This window comes from Paenibacillus taichungensis, assembly GCF_047302525.1.
GTDB lineage: Bacteria > Bacillota > Bacilli > Paenibacillales > Paenibacillaceae > Paenibacillus > Paenibacillus taichungensis_B.
Genome location: NZ_CP168020.1, coordinates 4,223,944 through 4,246,947, shown reverse-complemented (window position 1 = coordinate 4,246,947; position 23,004 = coordinate 4,223,944). Strand labels below are relative to the sequence as shown.

Annotated in this window: 23 protein-coding genes and 1 riboswitch; of the genes, 22 read left to right on the top strand and 1 reads right to left on the bottom strand. The window is 46.0% G+C overall.

The window, feature by feature from the left end; genetic code table 11:
- Window positions 1-77 precede the first annotated feature (77 nt).
- Window positions 78-1,010 (bottom strand): DMT family transporter, encoded by a 933-nt coding sequence (locus ACDJ58_RS18950; RefSeq protein ID WP_413372386.1) that lies wholly within the window; start codon window positions 1,008-1,010, stop codon window positions 78-80.
- Window positions 1,011-1,120: 110 nt separating this feature from the next.
- On the opposite strand from ACDJ58_RS18950, the gene ACDJ58_RS18945 reads away from it, so the two are divergent.
- The 22 genes from ACDJ58_RS18945 (at window position 1,121) to ccsA (ending at window position 22,910) form a co-directional block, all read left to right on the top strand.
- Window positions 1,121-2,032 carry an AraC family transcriptional regulator gene (locus ACDJ58_RS18945; protein WP_413372385.1) on the top strand — a complete coding sequence of 304 codons (912 nt, stop codon included), beginning with the start codon at window positions 1,121-1,123 and terminating at the stop codon, window positions 2,030-2,032.
- Window positions 2,033-2,551: 519 nt separating this feature from the next.
- Window positions 2,552-3,208 carry a stage V sporulation protein AA gene (locus tag ACDJ58_RS18940; protein WP_413372384.1) on the top strand — a complete coding sequence of 219 codons (657 nt, stop codon included), beginning with the start codon at window positions 2,552-2,554 and terminating at the stop codon, window positions 3,206-3,208.
- Window positions 3,195-3,617: a stage V sporulation protein AB gene (locus ACDJ58_RS18935; protein WP_024630950.1), complete on the top strand. Its 423-nt coding sequence runs from the start codon at window positions 3,195-3,197 to the stop codon at window positions 3,615-3,617. The genes ACDJ58_RS18940 and ACDJ58_RS18935 overlap by 14 nt, the downstream gene beginning before the upstream one ends.
- An 82-nt stretch (window positions 3,618-3,699) precedes the next feature.
- Window positions 3,700-5,310, top strand: coding sequence for a spore germination protein (locus ACDJ58_RS18930; protein ID WP_413379739.1), 1,611 nt, complete (start codon window positions 3,700-3,702; stop codon window positions 5,308-5,310).
- 104 nt (window positions 5,311-5,414) lie between these two features.
- Complete coding sequence (lysA, locus tag ACDJ58_RS18925; RefSeq protein WP_063565739.1) at window positions 5,415-6,746, top strand: diaminopimelate decarboxylase; 1,332 nt, start codon at window positions 5,415-5,417, stop codon at window positions 6,744-6,746.
- A gap of 222 nt (window positions 6,747-6,968) precedes the next feature.
- Window positions 6,969-7,400 carry a peptidylprolyl isomerase gene (locus ACDJ58_RS18920; protein WP_301246431.1) on the top strand — a complete coding sequence of 144 codons (432 nt, stop codon included), beginning with the start codon at window positions 6,969-6,971 and terminating at the stop codon, window positions 7,398-7,400.
- A gap of 146 nt (window positions 7,401-7,546) precedes the next feature.
- Window positions 7,547-7,710: riboswitch (FMN riboswitch) on the top strand.
- A gap of 358 nt (window positions 7,711-8,068) precedes the next feature.
- Window positions 8,069-9,172 (top strand): bifunctional diaminohydroxyphosphoribosylaminopyrimidine deaminase/5-amino-6-(5-phosphoribosylamino)uracil reductase RibD, encoded by a 1,104-nt coding sequence (ribD, locus tag ACDJ58_RS18915; protein WP_063565740.1) that lies wholly within the window; start codon window positions 8,069-8,071, stop codon window positions 9,170-9,172.
- Between the two features lie 40 nt (window positions 9,173-9,212).
- Window positions 9,213-9,881 carry a riboflavin synthase gene (gene ribE / locus ACDJ58_RS18910; protein WP_413372382.1) on the top strand — a complete coding sequence of 223 codons (669 nt, stop codon included), beginning with the start codon at window positions 9,213-9,215 and terminating at the stop codon, window positions 9,879-9,881.
- A 51-nt stretch (window positions 9,882-9,932) separates the two neighbouring features.
- Window positions 9,933-11,174, top strand: a complete 1,242-nt coding sequence (locus tag ACDJ58_RS18905) for a bifunctional 3,4-dihydroxy-2-butanone-4-phosphate synthase/GTP cyclohydrolase II (protein ID WP_413372381.1) — start codon at window positions 9,933-9,935, stop codon at window positions 11,172-11,174.
- An 86-nt stretch (window positions 11,175-11,260) separates the two neighbouring features.
- Entirely contained in the window at window positions 11,261-11,728 is a 468-nt protein-coding gene (ribE, locus tag ACDJ58_RS18900) for a 6,7-dimethyl-8-ribityllumazine synthase (protein WP_062324408.1), read from the top strand.
- A 102-nt stretch (window positions 11,729-11,830) separates the two neighbouring features.
- Window positions 11,831-12,631: a segregation and condensation protein A gene (locus ACDJ58_RS18895; RefSeq protein WP_024630942.1), complete on the top strand. Its 801-nt coding sequence runs from the start codon at window positions 11,831-11,833 to the stop codon at window positions 12,629-12,631.
- A complete protein-coding gene (gene scpB, locus ACDJ58_RS18890) occupies window positions 12,600-13,262 on the top strand; it encodes an SMC-Scp complex subunit ScpB (protein ID WP_413372380.1) in 663 nt (220 codons plus the stop codon). The genes ACDJ58_RS18895 and scpB overlap by 32 nt, the downstream gene beginning before the upstream one ends.
- Before the next feature lie 187 nt (window positions 13,263-13,449).
- Window positions 13,450-14,181, top strand: coding sequence for a DUF2953 domain-containing protein (locus ACDJ58_RS18885; protein ID WP_413372379.1), 732 nt, complete (start codon window positions 13,450-13,452; stop codon window positions 14,179-14,181).
- A 278-nt stretch (window positions 14,182-14,459) separates the two neighbouring features.
- The gene (gene ytfJ, locus ACDJ58_RS18880) at window positions 14,460-14,945 is read left to right on the top strand and encodes a GerW family sporulation protein (protein ID WP_413372378.1); all 486 of its coding nucleotides are present in this window, start codon (window positions 14,460-14,462) and stop codon (window positions 14,943-14,945) included.
- A 132-nt stretch (window positions 14,946-15,077) separates the two neighbouring features.
- Window positions 15,078-16,265, top strand: coding sequence for a D-alanyl-D-alanine carboxypeptidase family protein (locus tag ACDJ58_RS18875; protein ID WP_413372377.1), 1,188 nt, complete (start codon window positions 15,078-15,080; stop codon window positions 16,263-16,265).
- Between the two features lie 18 nt (window positions 16,266-16,283).
- Window positions 16,284-16,910, top strand: a complete 627-nt coding sequence (locus ACDJ58_RS18870; protein ID WP_063568316.1) for a nucleoside recognition domain-containing protein — start codon at window positions 16,284-16,286, stop codon at window positions 16,908-16,910.
- A gap of 6 nt (window positions 16,911-16,916) precedes the next feature.
- A complete protein-coding gene (locus ACDJ58_RS18865; RefSeq protein WP_413372376.1) occupies window positions 16,917-17,450 on the top strand; it encodes a spore maturation protein in 534 nt (177 codons plus the stop codon).
- A 64-nt stretch (window positions 17,451-17,514) separates the two neighbouring features.
- Entirely contained in the window at window positions 17,515-18,333 is an 819-nt protein-coding gene (locus ACDJ58_RS18860; protein ID WP_413372375.1) for a S1 family peptidase, read from the top strand.
- Between the two features lie 221 nt (window positions 18,334-18,554).
- Window positions 18,555-19,304 (top strand): pseudouridine synthase, encoded by a 750-nt coding sequence (locus ACDJ58_RS18855; RefSeq protein WP_413372374.1) that lies wholly within the window; start codon window positions 18,555-18,557, stop codon window positions 19,302-19,304.
- A 131-nt stretch (window positions 19,305-19,435) separates the two neighbouring features.
- Window positions 19,436-19,963 (top strand): redoxin domain-containing protein, encoded by a 528-nt coding sequence (locus ACDJ58_RS18850; RefSeq protein ID WP_063568320.1) that lies wholly within the window; start codon window positions 19,436-19,438, stop codon window positions 19,961-19,963.
- Window positions 19,964-19,977: 14 nt separating this feature from the next.
- Window positions 19,978-21,651 carry a cytochrome c biogenesis protein ResB gene (locus ACDJ58_RS18845; RefSeq protein ID WP_413372373.1) on the top strand — a complete coding sequence of 558 codons (1,674 nt, stop codon included), beginning with the start codon at window positions 19,978-19,980 and terminating at the stop codon, window positions 21,649-21,651.
- Window positions 21,648-22,910, top strand: coding sequence for a cytochrome c biogenesis protein CcsA (gene ccsA / locus ACDJ58_RS18840; protein ID WP_413372372.1), 1,263 nt, complete (start codon window positions 21,648-21,650; stop codon window positions 22,908-22,910). The genes ACDJ58_RS18845 and ccsA overlap by 4 nt, the downstream gene beginning before the upstream one ends.
- Window positions 22,911-23,004 lie beyond the last annotated feature (94 nt).

Here is a 23,004-nt window from a genome sequence, read left to right as displayed (position 1 = left end):
AGACAACAATATTGGTGCTAAACCAACAATATACGACAACTAACAACCTTCTATCGCGCCTTAATATGCGAAGAAGGTTATTTGTCGTTAACCTGGATGGGTTTGGGGCGATTCGACTGCAACAATAATATCAATCCAATGATACACGCGGTTCCCAGCCATTGAAATAAACCAAAGGGTTCATGCAACCAGATAACAGTGGTGCCAACGGCAGCAAGAGGCTCCGCACTTCCCATTAGACTCGTTTCCTTTGCTGTCAGGCTTTTTAAACTTTCGATATAGAACCAGAATGCAATCATCGTCCCTAAAATAATGGTAAATGCCAAATATCCGTAGGTTTCCAAACGCAAGCTGGCAAAGTCCATTTTCCATGGTGGGTGGATGATACTCAGTGCAGCCCCTCCGATAATCATTGCCCAACCTACTACAACGAGTGAATCATTATTCTCAATCAGTTTCACGGCGTAAAGGGTATAGAAGGCAGCGGCAACTCCGGATAACAGCCCCCACAATACTGCGGGTAACGCCACAGACAATTGGGAGAGGGAACCATTTGTAAGCAAGAGAAAACACCCGCTCAGAGCCAAAATTGCCGATGTAACATCCTTTCTGGTCAGAACAGCCTGTTTTCGCCAGATCATATAGACCATGATCATGACTGGTGAAAGATATTGAAGTAGTGTGGCTACCGCGGAGTTGCCATGTTGAATGGACGCCATGTACGTATACTGAACAGCCAGCATCCCGAATAGTCCGAAAATGATTAGTTGCAAGGCTGTTTTTTTGCTCTTCCATATATCAAAAATTTGCGAGCGCCTTGTTGTGAAGGATTGCACTCCAAGAAGCAGTATGCCGGCAATCAGCAATCGTACCGTTACAAACCAGTTGACTTCGATTCCGTATTGTTGAAACAGTTTTTGTGAAACCGTTCCGCCAATGCCCCAGCATATCGCTCCTGTAAGAACGAAGAATATGCCTGATTTTCTAGATCTTTGAATAGATGTTTTCATGGATAGCGGCCCTCACCTTAAATATAAGAATAGTGCTATATTAAAATGAAATAGGCTATAATAATATCAATATCGCACAGATAAATATAATTATATTGAGATGTGAAAATATGCTTAAGACAGAATTTAGGATTGATCAAAACGGGAGGGAACTGACGGAGCATCGTACGGTTACATTACCTATTGCTTGTTATGAAACCACAATTGTACGCAATGTTCATGGGCATATTCCTTTACACTGGCATGATGAATTGCAGTTTGTTTTGGTTATCCAGGGAGAAGCTCTTTTTCATGTGAATGATCTAAAGGTCGTTGTGCCACAAGGTGACGGGTTGTTTATCAACAGTGGTTGCATGCATATGGCGGAGGAACAGGGTAAGAACGATAATTGTATTTATCTCTGTCTGAATATCTCTCCTCATTTTGTTGTGCCTTCCGAGTTATATTTAAAGTATGTTCATCCCTATATCTCAGCGACCAATTTACCTTATCTTCATATCAAAGGGGAAATTTCCTGGGGAGCTCAAGTCCTTGACGCCATCCGGCATGTTAAAAAGGATCTGGATGAGCAGCCTCCATTTTACGAAGTGAATGTGGCTTCAAGCCTTTTGACGATATGGAAACAACTGATTACAAGCGGATACGCGCTGGAATATGATCCATCAGAAATCATCAGAAGCAGGCGAATGAAGGACATGGTCGAATGGATTCACCTGCACTTTGCTGAACCAATCAAATTGGAGGACATTGCAAGGGCCGGTCAGTTAAGTCGATCAGAGACCTGCCGTTATTTCAAGCAAATGTTGAAGACAACACCCATGCAGTATGTTATCGATTATCGCATCCAAAAGAGTGTGGATCTGTTGCAACTCCAGGAACGCAGCATTACCGAGATTGCTTATGAAGTTGGTTTTAATAGTACGAGTTATTTTATTAATCAGTTTCGCAAAACCATGCAAATTACCCCGCTAAAGTTCAGAAGAGAAATGGAGTTCAGGAATAAGGAGGGTATTGAACATTGAACAAAAAAATGAAGGTATTGGTATCCGTCCTGCTGATGATCACCGCTTTTGTTTTTGTGTACATGCGTTATTTCCATCCGTTCTCCAAAGATACCTAATCCCCAAGTTACTTACCAGTCAATCCATAAGATTTTCTCTTCTCAATAAGTCGCTATATTAGCGGCTTTTTTTGTTTTTGTGCATTAGTCATAAAAGAAATGTAATAGAGAAAAAGCTGTAATTAAGCCAGCTATTAAATCTCCTACTACCGCCTCCCTGCACATTTATTGCAGGCCTTTGGAAAAAAGGGACCCGTGCAGCGGAGGGATGGAATCGGACAAAGGAGCGAAGCGTTCGCCTTTATCCCCGGATTTCCTCCTTGATAAAGGAGATTCAAGAAATCCGGGGATAACAGCGACCGATGGCCGATCCATCCCGAAGCGCCAGCAGGGCCCACACAACCTTTTTCCAACCATAATGTAATAAATTTGCACATTCTTCAAATACTAACCTAAATTACGCAGTAAAGGAGTGTTTCGGATGTCCCTGACACCCACTCCAACGGTCTATGTTCGTTTGCGCAGCCGTATTCGTATCCAAAGGGGCCGAAGTGTCAAGCTTGGGGATGTAGCTCACTTGCTCACCTCTCCCGAGGAACAGGAAGGCAGGTTGCTTGAGCTTGAATTGCTGCGCCCCGGACCGGAGGACGGCAATCTGATCCTCGTTGATATATTGCAGATCATTCCCCAGATCCGTCGGGCCTTGCCAGGTGTCACTGTTGAATTGATCGGATCGGGTCACACGCTTGTTGAGGTGGTTGTGGGAAGTGGCAAGCCTTCCAAATCTCTGTTCATCCTGGTGTGGCTGCTGCTTTTCTTTGGATCAGCATTGACCATTATGAATTTTCATGCGGACGTAAACATGCAGGAAGTTCAGATTCGAATTGTTGAGATGATTACAGGTCGCCGGGATGAGCATCCGTATCTGTTTCAGGTGGCGTATTCCATCGGGATCGGGTTTGGCATGGCCGTGTTCTTCAATCATTTATTCAAGAAAAAGTGGAATGAAGAACCTACCCCTTTGGAAGTGGAAATGTTCCTATATCAGCAAAATGTAGACAAGTATGTGGTGATAGAAGAAACCGAACGTATGCATGAAGAGGAACGCAGGGAGATGAATGCGGATGAGCGTTCTTAACGGAGCAATCAGCATTGTGCTGGGCATTGCGGGGGGAATCGCCGTTGGAAGCGGTGTGATTGCGCTTATTCTCGTGCTTGATATGATTCCCAGACTAGCTCAGCTTACGCGAACCTATGACAAAACACATTGGTATGAAGGGGCATTGATCGGAGGTTCGCTGCTCGGTACCGTTGCGGATTTTTGGCACTGGAAAGTGCATGGAGTGCTGTTGCTCAGCCCGATCATCGGACTGTTTTGCGGTGTGTTCATCGGTCTGCTTGCTGCGGCACTGACTGAAGTGCTGAATGTACTGCCAGTGCTGGCGAAACGACTTGGAATGAAATCTTATTTATTTGGATTGCTGCTTGCCATGATTTTGGGGAAGATGACAGGCTCTCTGTTTGACTTCTTTGTATACCAGCGTTAAAACGTTAGGCCTAAGGAGGATGGAAATGGACGTAAGATCGGACAACGACGGGCATGAATCCAGCGAAGCAACATCCGAAGAGATGATGCATAAATCTCCTTATGAGATTCAGGAGGAAGAAGAAAAGAAGGCTTACGAAAAAAAGAAGCAAAATGAAATGTCTGACAGTATTGAGGAATCGGTAGAATATTGGCAGGAAAACGACGATATATCCCCTCGCATGAGTGATAACAAATATACGCTTCAGCAAGTGTTGGGACTTGGGGAGTCCTTTGATGTGAATATGAGGGAGATGGTCTTGGGCGGCAAACACGTTGGATTGTTGCTGCTAACTGGATTTGCCAAGGATGAGATTCTGCTTGAAGTGTTAAAAAGGTTAACCTATCTTACACCGGAGCAAGTGTCCGGACATGCGTTGAAGTCGTATTTCGAATGTTACATTCCTCATATTCAAGTTGAGCGAGTGGAGAAAATGAGCGCCGTTATCAACAAGGTCCTCACAGGCATGAGTGCCATGTTTGTCGAAGGGGATCGTTCCGTTATTATTATGGATACCCGTAGCTATCCGGTACGTTCCCCAGAGGAACCTTCGCTGGAGAGAGTGGTGCGTGGTTCAAGAGACGGATTCACGGAGACACTTCTGACCAACGTGGCGTTAGTGCGCCGAAGAATACGGGACCCAGGATTAAAGTTTGAAATTATGCAGGTCGGACGGAGATCTCAAACGGATGTCTGTGTTGTATACATTGACGATATCGTGGACAAGGTTCAGGTGGATTCCGTTCGTGAAAAAATTAAACGAGTAAATATCGACGGTATCCCTGCTGCCGATAAGCAGCTTGAAGAAGCGATTATTAACAAGGGCTGGCACCCATATCCGTTGGTTCGTTATTCGGAACGACCGGATGTGACAGCTTCCCATCTGATGGACGGACGGGTTGTTGTTTTTGTAGACACTTCACCCAGTGTGATGATTCTGCCCACGACCTTTTTTGATCTGTGTGAGCATGCGGAAGAGAACAGACAGACCGCCTTTATGGGAACCTATCTGCGCTGGGTACGATTTGGGGGTATTCTGATTTCGCTTTTCCTGTTGCCGCTGTGGTTGTTGATGGTTATTGACCCTGCCATTAAGCCAGCAGGAATGGAGTTCATCGGTCCTCACGAGAATGCCCAGCTTCCGCTGATTCTGCAGTTCCTGCTTATTGAATTCGGGGTCGATTTATTGCGGATGGCAGCAGTCCATACTCCGACGCCACTCGCTTCGGCCATGGGTTTGATTGCAGCCATTTTGGTCGGGGATATCGCCGTGAAAACAGGCTATTTTGTGAATGAAGTTGTACTTTACATGGCGATTGCCGCGATTGGTATGTTTGCAACACCCAGTTATGAGCTTGGTTTGGCGAATCGATTGGTCAGGTTGTTTTTGTTGGTTGCTGTGGCGATATTCAAGGTTCCCGGCTTCGTTGTTGGGACGACGTTCATTATAGTGGCGCTTACCTTGCATCGCTCCTACAACTCTTCGTATCTCTGGCCATTCATACCGTTTAATGCAAAGGCTTTGGGTAACTTTTTGTTCCGTTTGCCACTGTTGGAAAATAAAAAACGTCCTTCGATCAACAAAACGCGTGACAATACCAAAATGGATGAAGACCCGGATGGTGAACTGCAAAAAAGTAAAAAACACAAATGATCTGCCGAAAAATCCATTCTTCTCATTTTCTAATTTGATATACTGGTGTAAAATCATTGGAATAACAGTTGTTCCAGTATATAAAAAAGTGAGGAATGCAGATTATGTATTTACATGGTACAAGTAAAATAAATGCACAGGGACATCTGGAAATTGGCGGAGTCGATACAACCGACTTGAAAGAACAATTTGGAACTCCCCTGTATGTTGTGGACGAGCAATTGGTTCGTGAGCGCTGCAGAGAGTACATGGAAGCGTTCCGTGCTTCAGGCCTGGGTTTCCAGGTTGCTTATGCAAGTAAAGCATTCTGCGTAATGGCCATGTGTGCCCTTGCTGCGGAAGAAGGACTTTCCCTGGATGTTGTATCCGATGGTGAATTGTTCACGGCACTGCAAGCCGGGTTCCCGGCAGAGCGTATTCATTTCCACGGCAACAACAAAACGCTGGAAGAGATCGAAATGGCGCTTGATGCAGAGATTGGCTGCTTTGTTGTGGATAACTTCAATGAATTGCACTTGCTGCAAGCTGTAGCCGCAGACAAAAATCGCAAAGTTAACATTTTGCTGCGTGTGACGCCTGGTGTTGAAGCGCATACGCATGAATATATCTCGACAGGACAAACGGATTCCAAATTTGGATTCGATATCGGAAACGGAACGGCATTTGAAGCCATTGAATTGGCTTCCAAGCAGTCGAACTTAGTTTTACTCGGTGTGCATTCACACATCGGATCACAAATTTTTGAAGTTGAAGGATTCCAAATGGCAGTTCAACGCGTTGCTGAGTTTGCAGCAGATGTGTATGAGCGTCTTAACGTGGCATTCAAAGTGGTTAATCTGGGCGGTGGCTTCGGTATCCGCTATATTGATGGAGATACACCGCTTGAAGTTTCACAATACGTGAAAGCCATCACGGATGCGGTGAAAAATCACTTTGCTCAAATCGGCTATGCTGTGCCTGAGATCTGGGTTGAACCAGGCCGCAGCATCGTAGGTGAAGCAGGAACAACGCTCTACACTGTTGGAACAAGCAAAGATATTCCAGGAGTTCGTAAATACGTAGCTGTGGATGGTGGAATGACAGACAATCCGCGTCCAGCACTGTATGAGTCGAAATATGAAGCTGTATTGGCAAACCGTGCAAATGAGGCTGCTCAGGAAACGGTATCTGTTGCTGGTAAATGCTGTGAGAGCGGCGATATGCTGATTTGGGATCTGGACCTGCCTAAAGTGCAAAGCGGCGATCTGCTCGCAGTAGCTTGCACAGGCGCGTACAACTACTCCATGGCAAGCAACTACAACCGGATTCGTCGTCCGGCAGTTGTATTTGTCAAAGACGGTCAAGGGGATGTTGTCGTACGCCGTGAGACGTATCAGGACATTATCCAGAATGATCTGGTGCCTGAACGCATTGCTAAACAGCCGGTTACCCGTTAATTTAAGGACATCTAGCTGAGCTCTATATGAAGAAGACAAAAAAGGACACTCCTTTTTTGTCTTCTTTTGCATCTTTAGGGCTGGATTTTGAAAAAATCTTGCTGATTATTTTGCGATCAATCCATTTTCGGTGTACACTAAGAAAAGTGCTATAAAGCTTGGCCCAGGGTCATGCGTTCTGGCACCATTAACGATGGTCAATACGAAAGGAGTCATTTACATATGGCGAAACAAGCGAAAATCAAAATGGCAAACGGCGGAGAAGTTGTAATCGATTTGTTCGATCAAGAAGCTCCAAACACAGTAGCAAACTTTGAGAAACTGGCTAACTCCGGTTTCTACAACGGTCTTGTATTCCACCGTGTTATTCCGGGCTTTGTAGCTCAAGGCGGATGCCCTAACGGTTCCGGTGCAGGCGGTCCTGGTTACACAATCAACTGTGAAATCAACCCGAACAAACATGAGCGTGGAACATTGGCTATGGCACATGCAGGCCGTAACACAGGCGGAAGCCAGTTCTACATCTGCTACCAACCGCAACCACATTTGGATGGACAACATACTGTATTTGGTAAAGTAACCAAAGGTATGGAGTTCGTGGACGCTTTCGAAGGTAAAGACAAAATGGAGACTGTTGAAGTTGTAGAAGCTTAATCAGTAACCGTATGTAAACCGTTTCGCAATTAGCGAAGCGGTTTTTTATTACACTTAAGCTTATTAAAAGTTAGTATGTGACAAAAAGGAACAAAAAACAATTGATTTTTTGGCATTAAAGTGCTAACATCCAATTAATAACGCAACGAATCCTTCAGGGCAGGGTGTAATTCCCTACCGGCGGTGATGCAGTATGTGAGGATATCTATCCAGCATTGATGCAAAGTCCGTGACCCGTCTGCCTGTGGCAGATGGCTGATCTGGTGTAATTCCAGAACCGACAGTATAGTCTGGATGGGAGAAGGAGAGGGTGCAGTCCTTAGGGGCCGCATTCCGCAGTAGTGTTGCTGTACAGTTTTTGACGAATTCATTTCCTGTGCAGGGAGAAATCCGGTTACTTCCGGCAATCTTCATACATATGCCACATCATAGAAGCTCTTTACCTGTAATTGAAGTTCATTAAGGTATGTGTCTGCTTTCACTTGCCTGAAATGAAGTTTTGGGCGATGTGTTGTTGGCAATGTATCAATAGTACTGCTGGTGACACATGTCTCTCATCATCCCCATCGAACGGTTTGTTCGACGGGGATTTTTTATTGGATATGGAACATGCCTCTCTGTTGGAAGGGAGGTATATAACTAAGATTTTAACCGTGGGGTGAACGGACTTGGAAATGATTAATGATGAATTTTATATGGCGCTGGCACTGGATATGGCAGAGCGGGCACAAGGACAGACCGGAATCAATCCGGTAGTAGGTTGTGTCGTGGTAAAAGAAGGACGTATCGTGGGCCTCGGAAGTCATCTCAAACGTGGAACCGGTCATGCAGAGGTTCATGCGCTGAACATGGCAGGCAGTGATGCTGAAGGCAGTACAGTGTACGTTACGCTCGAACCCTGTAGTCATTATGGAAAGACCCCACCATGCAGCGAACGTCTCATTCATGAGAAAGTGAAACGTGTCGTCGTATGCTGCGAAGATCCGAATCCGCAAGTCTCCGGCAGAGGTATCAGCATGCTGCGTCAACAAGGGATCGAAGTTGAGGTTGGAGTGTTGCGCGAGCGCGGAAGACGGATGAACGAGAAATTCATTAAATACATCACAACAGGTCTCCCCTTTGTAACTTTAAAGACGGCCTCTACACTGGATGGCAAAATCGCTACGCGTAGCGGTGACAGCAAATGGATCTCTAACGAGTCAGCTCGCGAGATCGTACACGCGCTTCGCCATCGCCATCAAGGAATTATGGTTGGTGTGGAAACGGTCATTGCAGACAATCCCGAACTCACGACTCGCTTGCAAGTGGAAGGGATCAGCCCGGTACGAATCGTGGTCGATTCCAAGCTACGTCTGCCTGTAGGCGCCAAAATGGTCAAGGATGGCCTTGCCCCAACCTGGGTGCTTACAACGGATGAGGCGAGCCCTGAAGCGGCTGAGCGGCTAGAAGCCTATGGGGTGGAGATTATACGTTGTGGTCCAGGACCACGTGTTGATCTACTGAGTGCACTCAGCAAGCTCGGTGAGCGTGAGATTGGTTCGATTCTGCTTGAAGGTGGGGGCACACTGAATGGGTCCATGCTGGAAGCACGGTTGGTAGATCGGCTGCTCATGTTCATTGCTCCGAAAATTGTCGGAGGATACGAAACACCAGGCAGTTTCCGCTTTGAGGGTGTAGAGCGCATGAGTCAGGCGATTCAATTACATCAGCTGGAAATTGAGCAAGTTGGAGATAATATCAGCATTGGCGGAATTCCGGTTTGGCCTGAATAAATGAATTAACGATAACGAAATAAATAAAGGAGGCGGTAGCATGTTTACCGGTTTGGTGGAAGAAGTCGGTCAGATCCGGCGGATAGGTCGGAAAGGCGAAGCGATGGTCCTGAATATCGGAGCTTCCGCCATCATGAACGACTTGAAGATTGGCGATAGTGTGGCTGTAAACGGGGTATGCTTAACTGCGACAACCCTGGAGGGTGGCGGATTTACTGCCGATGTGATGCCCGAGACATATCGACATACCAATCTTAGTCAATTGCAATCCGGCAGTAAAGTTAATCTGGAGCGAGCCATGCTGTCAGGTGGACGTTTTGGCGGGCATATCGTTCAGGGCCATGTCGATGGCACTGGGGTCATTGGCAGCATTACACGTGACCAGAATGCAATTGTTTTCGAGATCAAACCTGATGATACGCAGCTGTTCAAATATCTGATACCCAAAGGGTCTGTAACCCTGGACGGAATTAGTCTGACCGTTGTGCATTCTTCACAGACCGCATTTACTGTATCCATTATTCCACATACCATTGGTGAGACCGTATTAAATGTGAAAAAGACGGGAGATACCATCAATATTGAGTGTGATATTTTGGGCAAATATGTGGATCATCTGCTGCACTATGGTAAAGGACATCAGGAGACCGGTGCGGGCAAGCCGAGAAGTATCAGTGAGGATTTCCTCGCTAATCACGGATTTGCTTAACTAATTGAATAACCATAAATATAAATTGAAATGGAAACTGGAGGGGGACCTATGTCAGCAGAGCAATCCATTCTGAATCCTATTGAGGAAGCCATCTACGATCTTATGCAGGGTAAACCCGTCATTGTGGTGGATGATGAGGATCGGGAGAATGAAGGCGACTTTATCGCTTTGGCGGAAAAGGCTACACCTGAAGTGATCAATTTCATGATTACCGAAGGCAGAGGTCTGGTATGTGTTCCCATTACGCAGCAACGTGCCGATGAACTCAACCTGAAACCTATGGTTCAGCAAAATACGGACTTTCATGGGACGGCCTTTACCGTCTCTGTAGATCATAAAGATACCACAACGGGCATCTCGGCTCATGAACGCTCCATTACAGTTAAGGGTCTAATCGATCCCGAAGCGAAAAGCGGAGATTTCCGCAAGCCGGGCCACATGTTCCCACTTATCGCTAAAGATGGCGGTGTGCTACGACGCGCGGGCCACACGGAAGCGGCTGTAGATCTCGCTATTATGTGCGGTTCCTATCCGGCAGGTGTAATCTGTGAAGTGATTAAGGAAGATGGCACGATGGCCAGACTTCCGGATCTGCAGGAGATTGCCCGCAAGCATGATCTGAAGCTGATCAGCATTCAGGACATGATTCGGTACCGGAATGAGAAGGAACAGTTGGTTAAACGCGAAGTAGCTGTACGTATGCCAACGGACTTTGGTGAATTCCAGGCGGTGGCATACACAAATGCAGTGGACAACAAGGAGCATGTCGCTTTGGTTAAAGGCGAAATTGACGGATCGAAGCCTGTATTGGTCCGCGTACACTCCGAATGTCTCACAGGGGATGTATTCCATTCTCATCGATGCGACTGTGGTCCACAATTCGATGCAGCATTGAAACAGATCCATGACGAAGGCAATGGCGTCCTGCTCTATATGAGACAGGAAGGACGAGGCATTGGACTGATCAACAAGCTAAAAGCCTACAAACTGCAAGAGGAAGGTCTGGACACCGTGGATGCCAATCTGAAGCTTGGGTTTGCTGCCGATCTTCGAGATTACGGCATTGGTGCCCAAATTCTCAAAGATCTTGGCGTTCGTCAAATCCGGTTGTTAACCAATAATCCACGCAAAATTAAAGGGCTTGAAGGCTACGGACTTGAAGTGGTGGAACGAGTTCCGATTCAGATGGAAGAGAACGAGGATAATACGGTCTACTTGCACACGAAGCAGGCGAAGCTCGGCCATATGTTAAAGTTCGACGATATCGAGCAGAATGAAGAAAAAAACTGAGTAGCTTTTCTGAGGTTGAACAGGATGATATATTCGCCGAAGATCAGCTGCGTACATCATATAATACAATTAGGGAGATGACTTGAATGCCACACTTTTTTGAAGGACATTTGGTATCAGAAGGATTAAAATATGGAGTGGTTGTAGGACGTTTTAACGAATTCATTACAAGTAAATTGCTCAGCGGAGCACTGGATGCGTTCAAACGTCACGGTGTACAAGATAATGAAGTGGATGTAGCCTGGGTTCCAGGAGCCTTTGAGATCCCGTTGATTGCCCAAAAAATGGCTGAAAGTGGAAAATACGATGCTGTCATTACGTTGGGGACGGTTATCCGTGGTTCAACAACACATTATGATTATGTGTGTAATGAGATGGCTAAGGGTGTAGCCGCAATTAACCTTAAAACAGGCGTACCTACAATCTTCGGCCTGGTTACTACAGAGAATATTGAACAGGCTATTGAGCGTGCTGGAACAAAGGCAGGAAACAAAGGCTGGGATGCAGCTACTGCCGCTATTGAAATGGCGAACTTGACGAAACAGCTAAAATAGTGCTTATTTAATATAGTGCCCTGCTCAGCGCAGACGAAAACGGGAGACCGGATTCGGCGGCTTAGCGGGGGTTTTTATTTTTCTGGCGGGAGGATTCGTCTAGTGACGGTAGTTACATACAAACTGGAGACTTTTGAAGGGCCTTTGGATCTGCTGCTTCATCTGATCGATAAGGCAGAGATTCATATCCAGGATATTCCCATCAGCGATATTACCGATCAATATATGGCGTATCTGCATTCGATGCAGGAGCTGGAGCTGGATATTACAAGTGAATTTCTGGTAATGGCGGCAACACTTCTGTCGATCAAGAGCAAACTATTACTGCCCAAACCACCGGTAATCGAGGATTTTGAGGATTATGCATATATGGAAGATGAAGATTATGATCCACGTGCAGAACTGATTGCACGTCTGATTGAATATCGCAAATACAAAGGAATTGCGCGTCACTTACACGAACGGGAGTGGGAACGCAGCCTTATTTTCTCTAAAGAGCCCGAGGATTTACGACCGTATATGCCTGTAGAAGCACAATCGAATCCGGTCGAAGGATTGCATACCTCGGATCTGATTGCTGCCTTCCAGAAGGCGCTGCGCAAGGCGGAGAAGCGGACAACCGTAACTCGGATCCAGCGGGATGAAATCTCGGTTAAGGATCGTATTCGCGATGTCATCGGCGCGTTGGAAAGTATGGGACCGGGAGGCAGGCTGTTATTCTCCAAGCTGCTTGATAACCAAATTTATCGGCACGAGATTGTTGTAACTTTTCTGGCGGTGCTGGAGCTGATGAAGATGAAGCAGATTGTTTGTTATCAGGAGCGGATGTTTGAGGATATCGTTATGGAGTGGAGAGGGGAAACAAAGAATCATGGATTTTCCGAAATTGAAATCGATTATTGAAGGCCTGCTGTTTTTGTCCGGAGAAGAAGGTCTGAGCATCAAACAAATCGCCGAAATCTTGGATCAGCGAACCGAACTGGTGTCGGATGCGATTGAGGAAATGATCGCTGAATTTGCCAAGCAGGGACGAGGCGTACAAATTCTTAAAATTGCGGGGGTAGTCCAACTGGGTACCTTGCCGGAACATGCGGCTTATTTTGAGAAATTGGCTTATTCACCAGCACGGACCTCTTTATCCCAGGCGGCTCTGGAGACACTCGCTATTGTGGCGTATCGTCAGCCCATCACGCGGGTGGAGATTGAGGAGATCCGTGGCGTAAAGTCTGAACGTGCCCTCCATACGCTTGTGAATAAGGATCTCATTCAGGAAGTGGGACGAGCTGAGGCGATTGGACGCCCAATTCTATATGGGACTACCAAGTCTTTCTTGGACTACTTTGGTCTGGCTTCGCTCAAAGATCTGCCTGAGCCAGGGTTGTTTGAAGATTCCGAAAACCTGGAGGAAGAAACACAGTTGCTCTTTGAAAAATTGGATGTGCAACATGTGGACCTGGACCTGGACGTTACAAATCTCGAAGACGATGCAAATGCAAACGATATAAATAATGAAGATGATCCTTTGAATTCATAACTTTGGAGTCTGGATCGATCCCAAACCGGTACCCCGTCAGGGTGCCGGTTTTTTGACGTCGTAGCAGAATGGATTGCAATGGAGTGGTCCAAAGATTAAATGGAATTTTCAGGTCAGACGTGAATTTTTTCCTATATAGAGTGCCATACTAGACGAGAAAAGAATTGAGGGCTTGGAGGTAAGGCCTGTGTGGATTTGGCTTGGAGGAATCGGCTTGTTGATCGCACTGCTTCTTGTCGCAGTCCTCATCTCGTATGTTCATGTGCATTTTACATTCAGGAAACAAAATCATGATGATTATGCCAAGATTACGGTTCGGCTGCTATATGGCATTGTGCGTATTAACTATGAAATTCCTAGTATTGTCTTTCGTAATATAAAGGAAGGTTTTCTGGTGAAAACGGAGCAGCGAATGAATCATTCGAGGGGAGAAGCCCAGAGCAGCGAGCGTGTTAACAAACGTAAAGTCAAAAAATGGGCTAAGGATGTAAAAATCATGCTCAGGGCAACGGAAGCATTAAAGCTCTGGATCAAGCAAACACTCACTCGTATACATATGACTCATTTGTCCTGGTCTACCCGTGTTGGCGTAGGCGACGCGGCGTATACGGCTGTTCTCATCGGCTGGGTGTGGAGTATCAAGTCGATCATTGTTGGATATCTTTCTTATCAGATCCATCTTGAACGAACGCCTGTCCTGCAAGTTGTGCCGGTGTGGGAAGACGAGATGGAGTTCCAAACCGAGCTGGATTGGAAAATAAAAATCCGGACTACAGCAGTCATGGTTGCAGGATTTATGTTGTTAACACGTGTGCTCCAAGTAGAGGGAGGATGGCGGATGTGGTTCAAACTCTTACAAGAACAACGGCGCAGACGCAAGCTAAAGCTCAAGAAACAACACAGTAAATCGCAAATATAAGTGTATGTATTGTCCCCATGTTATATTGATTTCATGAAGATGACTGCGGGTGGCGGGTGGAACTATGCGCCTTACCTGGATCTATTCGGTAATTAAGAAGACACCGAGTATACGGGGATTTTCTACAGTTTTTTTGCAACTGCGGGTTTTATTTTGCCAAGTCAGCGGTTTGAAGTATTGAGGTTTAGTTAAATGGCTGGCTTACATAAGTCCCTTCAAGTTTGGGGATGATATGGTTAGATCAAACCTAGCTTAAAATGAAACTGGAGGGAATATAAATGTCAGATCATCCAATTCAAGGCTTAATGGAAACCGCAATGGAAAATATCAAGGCCATGGTGGATGTCAATACAATCGTAGGCGATGCGGTTGAAACACCTGATGGTACCGTGATTTTGCCGATCAGTAAAGTGGGATTCGGATTCGCTGCGGGTGGCAGTGATTTTCATGTAAGTGATGGAAGCAGCAAAGGTGGAAGCGGCGGAAGTAGTACCACTGAACATGCCAGCTCCTCATCGGTTGCTTCACCATTTGGAGGCGGAAGCGGGGGCGGCGTATCCATTCGTCCTATCGCGTTCCTGGTAGTTGGCAAACAGGGTGTTCACATCGTGCCGCTTGACAACTCAACTCATCTTTTCGAGAAATTGATTGATTCCACACCGTATGTGATGGATAGAATCCAGGACATGTTCCGCAATCGTAATACAGCACAACCTGCGGAGTCCGGCATTCCTGTTACACCTGATCCTTCTACGTACAGCTAAATGATTCGGTTAAATCCCTTCCGCAGTGCACATGCGAGAGGGATTTTTGCTGTTTTCTAACACTGGGACATACTTCGGGTTGTCCTGTCATAAGCTAGTACAAGATTCCAAGTGACCCGGAGGAATGAATCGATGCGAAAATTAATGAAATTTATGGCATGTATGCTTGTACCTTTGTTTCTATTCCCCTCATTTGGGCTTGCTGAAGCCCAGGGAACCATACCTGGCCCCTCAACCCATGCGCAAAGCGCTGCTCTCATTGATGTGACGTCGGGCCGAATATTGTACAGCAAAGATGGGGATAAGGAACTGAGAATTGCCAGCTTGACCAAAATCATGACGGCGATTGTAGCGATTGAACACAGTAAACTGGACGACAAAGTAAAGGTAACTTCTTCGGCTTTTGCCAAAGAAGGCTCGTCCATCTATCTCAAACTGGGTGAAGAAATGACGCTGGAAAACATGCTGTATGGACTGATGTTGCGATCAGGCAACGATGCGGCCTCAGCGATTGCTGAACATGTCGGTGGATCTGAAGAAGGTTTTGTCCTGTTAATGAACAAAAAGGCAGAGCAAATTGGTCTGACCCATTCCCATTTTATGAATCCCCATGGACTTGACGCAGACGGTCATTACTCCACCGCCAATGATCTGGCACGCTTAACCGCGTACGCGCTCAAGAATCCGGTATTCAAACGTATTGTAGCTACAGAGAACAAGTCGGCTCCAAATCCGAATGAGAGCTGGGAGTACTCCTGGCAAAACAAAAATAAAATGCTGCGGTTGTACGAGGGAGCCGATGGCGTGAAGACCGGATATACCAAAAAGGCGTTCCGTTGTCTGGTCAGCTCTGCTACTCGCAATGGGCAACAGCTTGCTGCAGTAACCCTGAATGACGGCGATGACTGGAATGACCATGCACGTATGCTGGATTTCGGTTTTGAAAACTTCCCTTTGGTGGAAATTGCAAAAAAAGAACAGCTTGTACAAAACACGGATGTGGTCACAGGCCGCGGGTTCACCTATCCACTGGCGAAGAGTGAGACATCCTCGTTGACGAAAAAGCTGATTTTACTCGAAAACCGTGCACAGGAGAATACAGAGGGAGATGCAAAAAAGACAGATCCTTCTTTTGGACTGGCCGGCCGAATTGATATGCAGCTTGACGGGAAACTTGTGGGTTCAATTCCTGTGTATCGCAAAGGAAGTTATATTCCGCCAGATCCGAAGACAGAGGATGCAACTCTGGGAGGGATCGGTGAAATTTCTACCTGGGCTTCCGCATGGCGCGCAGTATTAAGCCATTTGTTATCTCCATAATGAGGGGAGGGTTATCCTTTGATCAATTTAATCTGGCTTCTCATGATCGTAACCGGATTTGCTTTTGCAGCAGCACAAGGCAAAATTGAAGTCGTTACGCAAGCGGCTTTTGATGGAGCAGCAACCGGAGTAACGGTATGTTTTGGGCTGATCAGTGTGCTCGTGTTTTGGATGGGTATGATGAAAATGGCTGAGGATGCCGGGCTGCTGGGACGAATCGCGAAGCTGCTGGGTCCGGTTGTTGGCTTTTTGTTCCCGGATGTTCCGCGGAATCATCCAGCCATGGGCTACATTTTATCGAACATGAGTGCCAATCTGCTCGGCCTAGGCAACGCGGCAACCCCAATGGGGATCAAAGCCATGCAGCAACTGCAAGAGCTGAATCCGGATAAACAAACTGCGTCCCCTGCCATGTGCACTTTGCTGGCTCTGAATACAGCGAGTATCACCATTATTCCGACAACCCTGATAGCCATTCGACTTAATTATCATTCCGCGAATGCCACGGAAATTGTAGGCACAACACTAATGGCAACCATTATTGCGACATTTGCAGCCATCGTAGCCGATCGCTGGTACCGAAACAGGGCACTTCACAGGCCGCCGCGTGTACATAAAAGTGACAATCCCGGTATGAAAGGATGAGCAGCGTTGTTAACCTTCATCAACTGGATTTCCGTCTGGGCCATTCCGGTTATTATCGCGTTTGTTCCATTATATGCGTTTACCAAAAAGGTCCCAGTCTACGAATCCTTTGTTGATGGGGCCAAAGATGGATTCTCCACGGCAATCAGCATTATTCCTCATCTGGTTGGCATGATGGTAGCGATCAGTGTATTCCGTGCTTCCGGTGCATTGGATTATGTGATCAGTCTATTCGCACCACTCGTGTCCTGGATGGGGGTTCCGGGAGAAGTATTGCCACTCGGTATTTTGCGTCCTTTGACCGGGACAGGCTCGCTTGCCTTTACGACTGACCTAATCAAAACCTATGGTCCCGACTCGATGATTGGCCGCATGGCTTCCACGATTCAAGGAAGTACGGATACAACCCTATATGTATTGACTGTTTATTTTGGAGCGGTAGGTATACGTAATGGTCGATATGCGCTCAAAGTGGGGTTGTTTTCCGATGTGGTTGGTTTCGTTGCTGCCTTGGTCATTTGTTTAATTGTATTTGGTTAAAAATATGCCCTCTCCTTCCGATATACGAATTATGCTAGAATGATAGCGGAGGAGAGTGAGAACCATGCAAAAGAGTTGGAAAAGAATGCTCCGCTTTGGTATGTCAGGTATGCTTGCCATTGCGTTGCTTGCAGGACAGACGGGACTGGCTGCGGCTCAAGCCATTAATACGATTCATTTTACGGGTTATTTCGATAAACAACTACGTGCTCAGTTGGCCGTTACAGCGGATTCTTTTCCAGTTGTGAACGTACGTCTTGTCAAACAGGATGAACCCGATACAGTATATTATGATGTAGGTACATCCATACTGATCGCCAAGGATGAGGTGCTAACCAACTATCATGTCGTTCAGGATTATGCTGAACTGTCTGATGGGGATGAAGGCACACTTACTGTAGCAAGCCCAGGTCATCTGGACAAGCCGGTTAAAGCGAAAATCGTTAAAACAGATCCGGTGACAGATATGGCATTGCTGAAGCTGGACAAAGAAATCGACGCACAACCGGTGACGTTTGCAAATGCGAAAGATAATCAAATCGTCTATACCATCGGTTTTCCTAAAAATTCCGCCGGGGAACTTGTGCTGTTGGACGAAGATTTCCCTTCAACTTATAATACAATCGCCAAGAGCCGAGTATTTAATTCACAAGATTCTGATGTTCCAGGCAAGAAGGGCATTGGCAGTATCGTAAAATCAGTGGCACAAGGCAATTCAGGTGGCCCTGTTCTGGACCAGAACAATCGGGTTATTGGCATGATGACCTTTGTATACGGAGGACGTACTTATTATATTACTTCCAAAACGTTGCAATCCTTCATTAAAGAAAGTGCAACCCCTACGAAAAAACAGGTCGTTGTTGCTGGTAAAGTAGCCAATTAAACTTATTCATGTTGCAGTGGTTACATATGGTTGAAATTGAACGGCTCACCTTAACGCTCCTGTCGCATACCGGCATTGAGAGGGTGAGCTTTTTTGGTCTAAATTCATAGATAAATGCAGCTCAAAAGGTGTTTACAACCTCTGCGTTAACAAAATCGATGGATTATCCTTGTGATTTCCGGCCTTGATGGGTATCATTAGTGTGAGGTGACATGACAAACATGGAAAGATTACAAAAAATTATCGCACAGGCAGGCATTGCATCCCGCCGCAAGAGCGAGGAACTGATCCTGTCCGGCAAAGTAGAAGTTAACGGGGAGGTCGTAACCGAACTGGGTACGAAAGCGAACCCCGAAGAGGATATGATTACGGTTAATGGTAAACCGATCCGCAGTGAAAAGAAAGTGTACATGATGTTGAACAAACCGAAGGGTGTTATCACAAGTGCTTCAGACCCGGAAGGTCGGAAAATTGTATCCGACTATCTTAAAGGTGTCAAGGAACGGGTATACCCAGTGGGTCGTCTGGATTATGACACAGAAGGATTGCTCATTCTGACCAATGATGGCGAGTTTGCGCATTTGTTGACGCATCCGAAGCATCACGTACCCAAAACGTATCAAGCAACCGTTAAAGGTGTTCCACATGGTACGGCTCTGGAGAAATTAAAGACTGGCATTATGCTGGACGACGGTATGACAGCTCCGGCAGAGATTGAGTACAAAGATGTGGATACTGCAGCAAATGAATCTGTTATCTCTATTACGATTTACGAAGGGCGTAACCGTCAGGTTAGACGTATGTTCGAAGCGATTAACCATCCGGTAACACGTCTGAAACGGATTTCGTTTGGTGGTATTTTGCTTCAAAACCTGAAACGGGGACTCACACGCAATCTAACCAAAGAAGAAGTCAACAACCTGATTACGCTCGCAAAATCAGAACCCGCCAAAAAAATGAAAAAAAGGTAATGTGAGGACACATAATTTTCATAAAAGCGCCGCAGTTTTGTGACGAAATTCGCTATAATTGTTCATAGGATGTTCACAGTTGTCCAAGACCGTTATATGCGAATGCTAGTCACTTAAAAGGGGAGCAGCACATGGGGAAATCAAGAAGAGCGGTGCAAATCGTCATTTTGTTATTGATCCTGGTGTTGGGCGGATATGCGATTACTACATCGGTATCCGGCTCGAATGGCAAGCCAAAAGAAGGGGACAAGGCTCCTTCTTTTGAACTGCTGGGCCTGGATGGACAAGTTCATACGTCTGAGGAATACAAAGGCAAAGCCATGGTGATCAACTTCTGGGGAACATGGTGTGAGCCTTGTGTCAAAGAGATGCCTGCGCTACAAGCGCAAGCAGACAAATGGAAGGACCAGGGTGTGCAATTTGTAGGTATCAATGTTGGGGAAGACCAGATGACCGTGGAAAATTTTGTTCGACAAGTGGGCGTTACGTTTCCGATTATGCTCGACCGTGACAAAAACTCGATCCGGGATTTTGGCATATCTCCGATGCCAACGACATTTTTTGTCTCCGATACGGGCAAAATCTCCACCATTCATATCGGTCAACTTGATTTGGACACACTTGACGCTCAAATTTCACAACTGGCGAAACAGCCCTGACAGGAGGTCTAGTCGTGTTCCAAAATACGAAGTGTGAGTGCGGACACCAGAATCCGGTGGGCACTGTGCTGTGTGAAGCATGCGGCAAGCCGCTGCTGGAGGCCGAGGTCAAATCGGATGAAGTATTGGAAATGCGTTATGATGGCATGGCGCGTCGTTCGCAGCGTTTGAATCCCAAAATTATTGACCGCATATGGAACTTTTTCTCATCGGTCAAAATTGCTGTTTACATGATTGTGTTTACACTTGTAGGTTCCATGTTGGGCACGATCTATCCACAAGAAAGTACATTTCTGAATATTGATCCATCCGTATATTACAAGGACACATACGGTCAATTGGGTCACATCTATTATCTGCTGGGTCTGTCCCATACATACGAATCCTGGTGGTTTATTTTGCTACTGGTGCTGATCGGTGCCTCACTGGTCATATGCAGTCTTGACCGGGTACTTCCACTATACAAAGCGCTGAATAAACAGAAAATACGCAAACACATGCAGTTTCTTACACGCCAGCGACTGGTGTACCAAGGTTCCATAGCTGAGGCATCAGAAGACTGGATTAAGAAAGCGGTTACGCCGCTTAAAAAGAAAGGTTATCGCGTGCATACCGAGGGTACTGCATTGCTGGCTGAGAAACATCGATTCAGTCGCTGGGGGCCATATGTTATCCATATCGGATTGATTATCTTTCTGCTCGCAGTACTTGCTCGAGGACTTCCCGGGCTGAATCTGGATGAGCATGTTGCTTTTCCCCAAGGGGAAATCAAAAAAATACCGAATACCTCCATGTATTTGAAAAATGAACGGTTTAATGTTGAATTTTACAATGAAGATGAGGTTCCAGAACAGTTCCGTAATTTGAACAAAACCGTTCCAAAACTATTTGAAACCAAAGTGGTATTGTACGAATGTACGGCAGATTGCTCGGATCCTTCGAAAAAACCTCAATTGACCGAGGTGGACCGACATGATGTTCGAGTGAACCATCCACTGAATTACCACGGATTAAAAGCATATCAATTTGATTATGATCTGACACCAACGATTCGTTCGGTAACGCCTGATTTGGTCAATGCCCAGACGGGTGAGAAGTATGGAGCAATCCAAATTGCTATGGTGGATACGCAGCGAACGTTTGAAGCTGGACCCTATAGTCTGAGTGTTAAAGAAAAATATATGGATTTTGGGCTGGATGAAAATGGAGAACCCAAATCAAAATCTCCTTCACCGAATGCGCCTGCCTTTCTTTTTAACATCAAGGGACCCAATTTACCTGAAGCGGGAATGCAGTATTTGTATTTTGCGAAGCAGATAGATAAACAGCGTTTTCAACAGGACGCAATTAACAAACAGCTGAATGGAGGAGAAATTCCTTTGCAGCTAGAGGTTGACAGCATGGATAAGGTGGACATCATTCAATCCGTGAGTTACCTCAATATCCGTATTGATAAGGCCATGCCTTTTGTATGGGTTGGTGCAGGAATCGTTATGTTGGGTCTGGTTATGGGCTTTTACTGGCACCACCGACGTATTTGGATTCGAATTGATGATGGACAGCTCACCCTAGGCGGCCATACGAACAAAAACTGGTTTGGTTTTAGGCGTGAGATTGCAGCTGTGTTAAAACATATGAATGTGGAAGTGGATGAGAAGTCGTTGGATAACGGGGGGAACCAAACATGAGTTTATTGGATTTCAGCAGCGACGCATTTATCGTATCTTTTTTTCTATATTGTGCTGCATTTATGTTATATGGCGTTGCCGTCATGGGCAAGAAATGGAGTAATCGTGACCCGCAAGCTCATGTAGAACGATGGGGGAAACGAGCCTTTATTGCATCAACTGTTGCACTAGCTGCACATCTCATCTTTTTTGGTACACGTTGGGCTGGAGCAGGCCATATACCAGTAAGTAATATGTATGAGTTTATGAGTTTTCTTTCCATGATGATTATGGTGGCATTTATTGTAGTTTACGCCATATATCGCAAGTCGTTGCTAGGACTATTTGCATTGCCACTAACCATCATTATTATGGCATATGCAGCCGTATTTCCTCAGGAAGTACAGCCGCTGATCCCTGCTCTGCAATCGATATGGCTCAAAATCCACGTGACGTTGGCTGCACTTGGCGAGGCATTCTTCGCCGTAGGCTTTGCGGCGGGATTCATGTACTTGCTACGCACAGTCGATTTCAGTGGCAAGGATAAGTCATCCAGACGCCAGCGCGGATGGGTTGAGTTTACATTAATCACTATCGTCGTTGTGGTTGGGTTTATCGGGTCGGTTTTTGCCTTCCGTGCATCCGGATATGAGGCGGTTTTTGTTCATAAAATCGCTAGCATTGACACAGAGGTACAGGAAAATAGTACAATAGAGAAAGTGATTTATCGCATGCCTCCTATATTTGCACCTTATAATAGCGAAGTGGAGAGCATAAAACCGTTTCTTGGCATGAAGGAACCTTTGCTTGAGACACCTTCCTGGATGAACGGAGTTAATGCTGGACGTAAACTGAATACGGTAGTCTGGTCTTTGATTGTAGGGTTGATCTTATATGGACTTATTCGTTTAATTGTAAGAAGACCGCTTGGACAAGCTCTGCAACCAATGCTGGATGGCATTGATGCCGATGATCTCGATGAGATTAGTTATCGGGCAATTGCTATCGGATTTCCTATATTTACATTGGGAGCATTAATTTTCGCTATGATCTGGGCCCAGATTGCCTGGAGCCGCTTCTGGGGATGGGACCCCAAAGAGGTGTGGGCTTTGATAACATGGTTATATTATAGTGTGTACCTGCATTTGCGTTTGTCCAGAGGCTGGCAAGGCCGCAAGTCTGCATGGCTTGCAGTACTTGGATTTTTGGTCGTTATGTTTACGCTCGTTGGTGTGAATTTGATCATTGCCGGGTTGCATTCTTACGCAGGGGCAGACTAGGATAGGTAGTTTCGTGAAGTTCCCGAGAGAAATCCATGAAACACATACGTAAGCCCCTACGTCCAATGGGGCATTCAAATATTGTTCGCCAGAT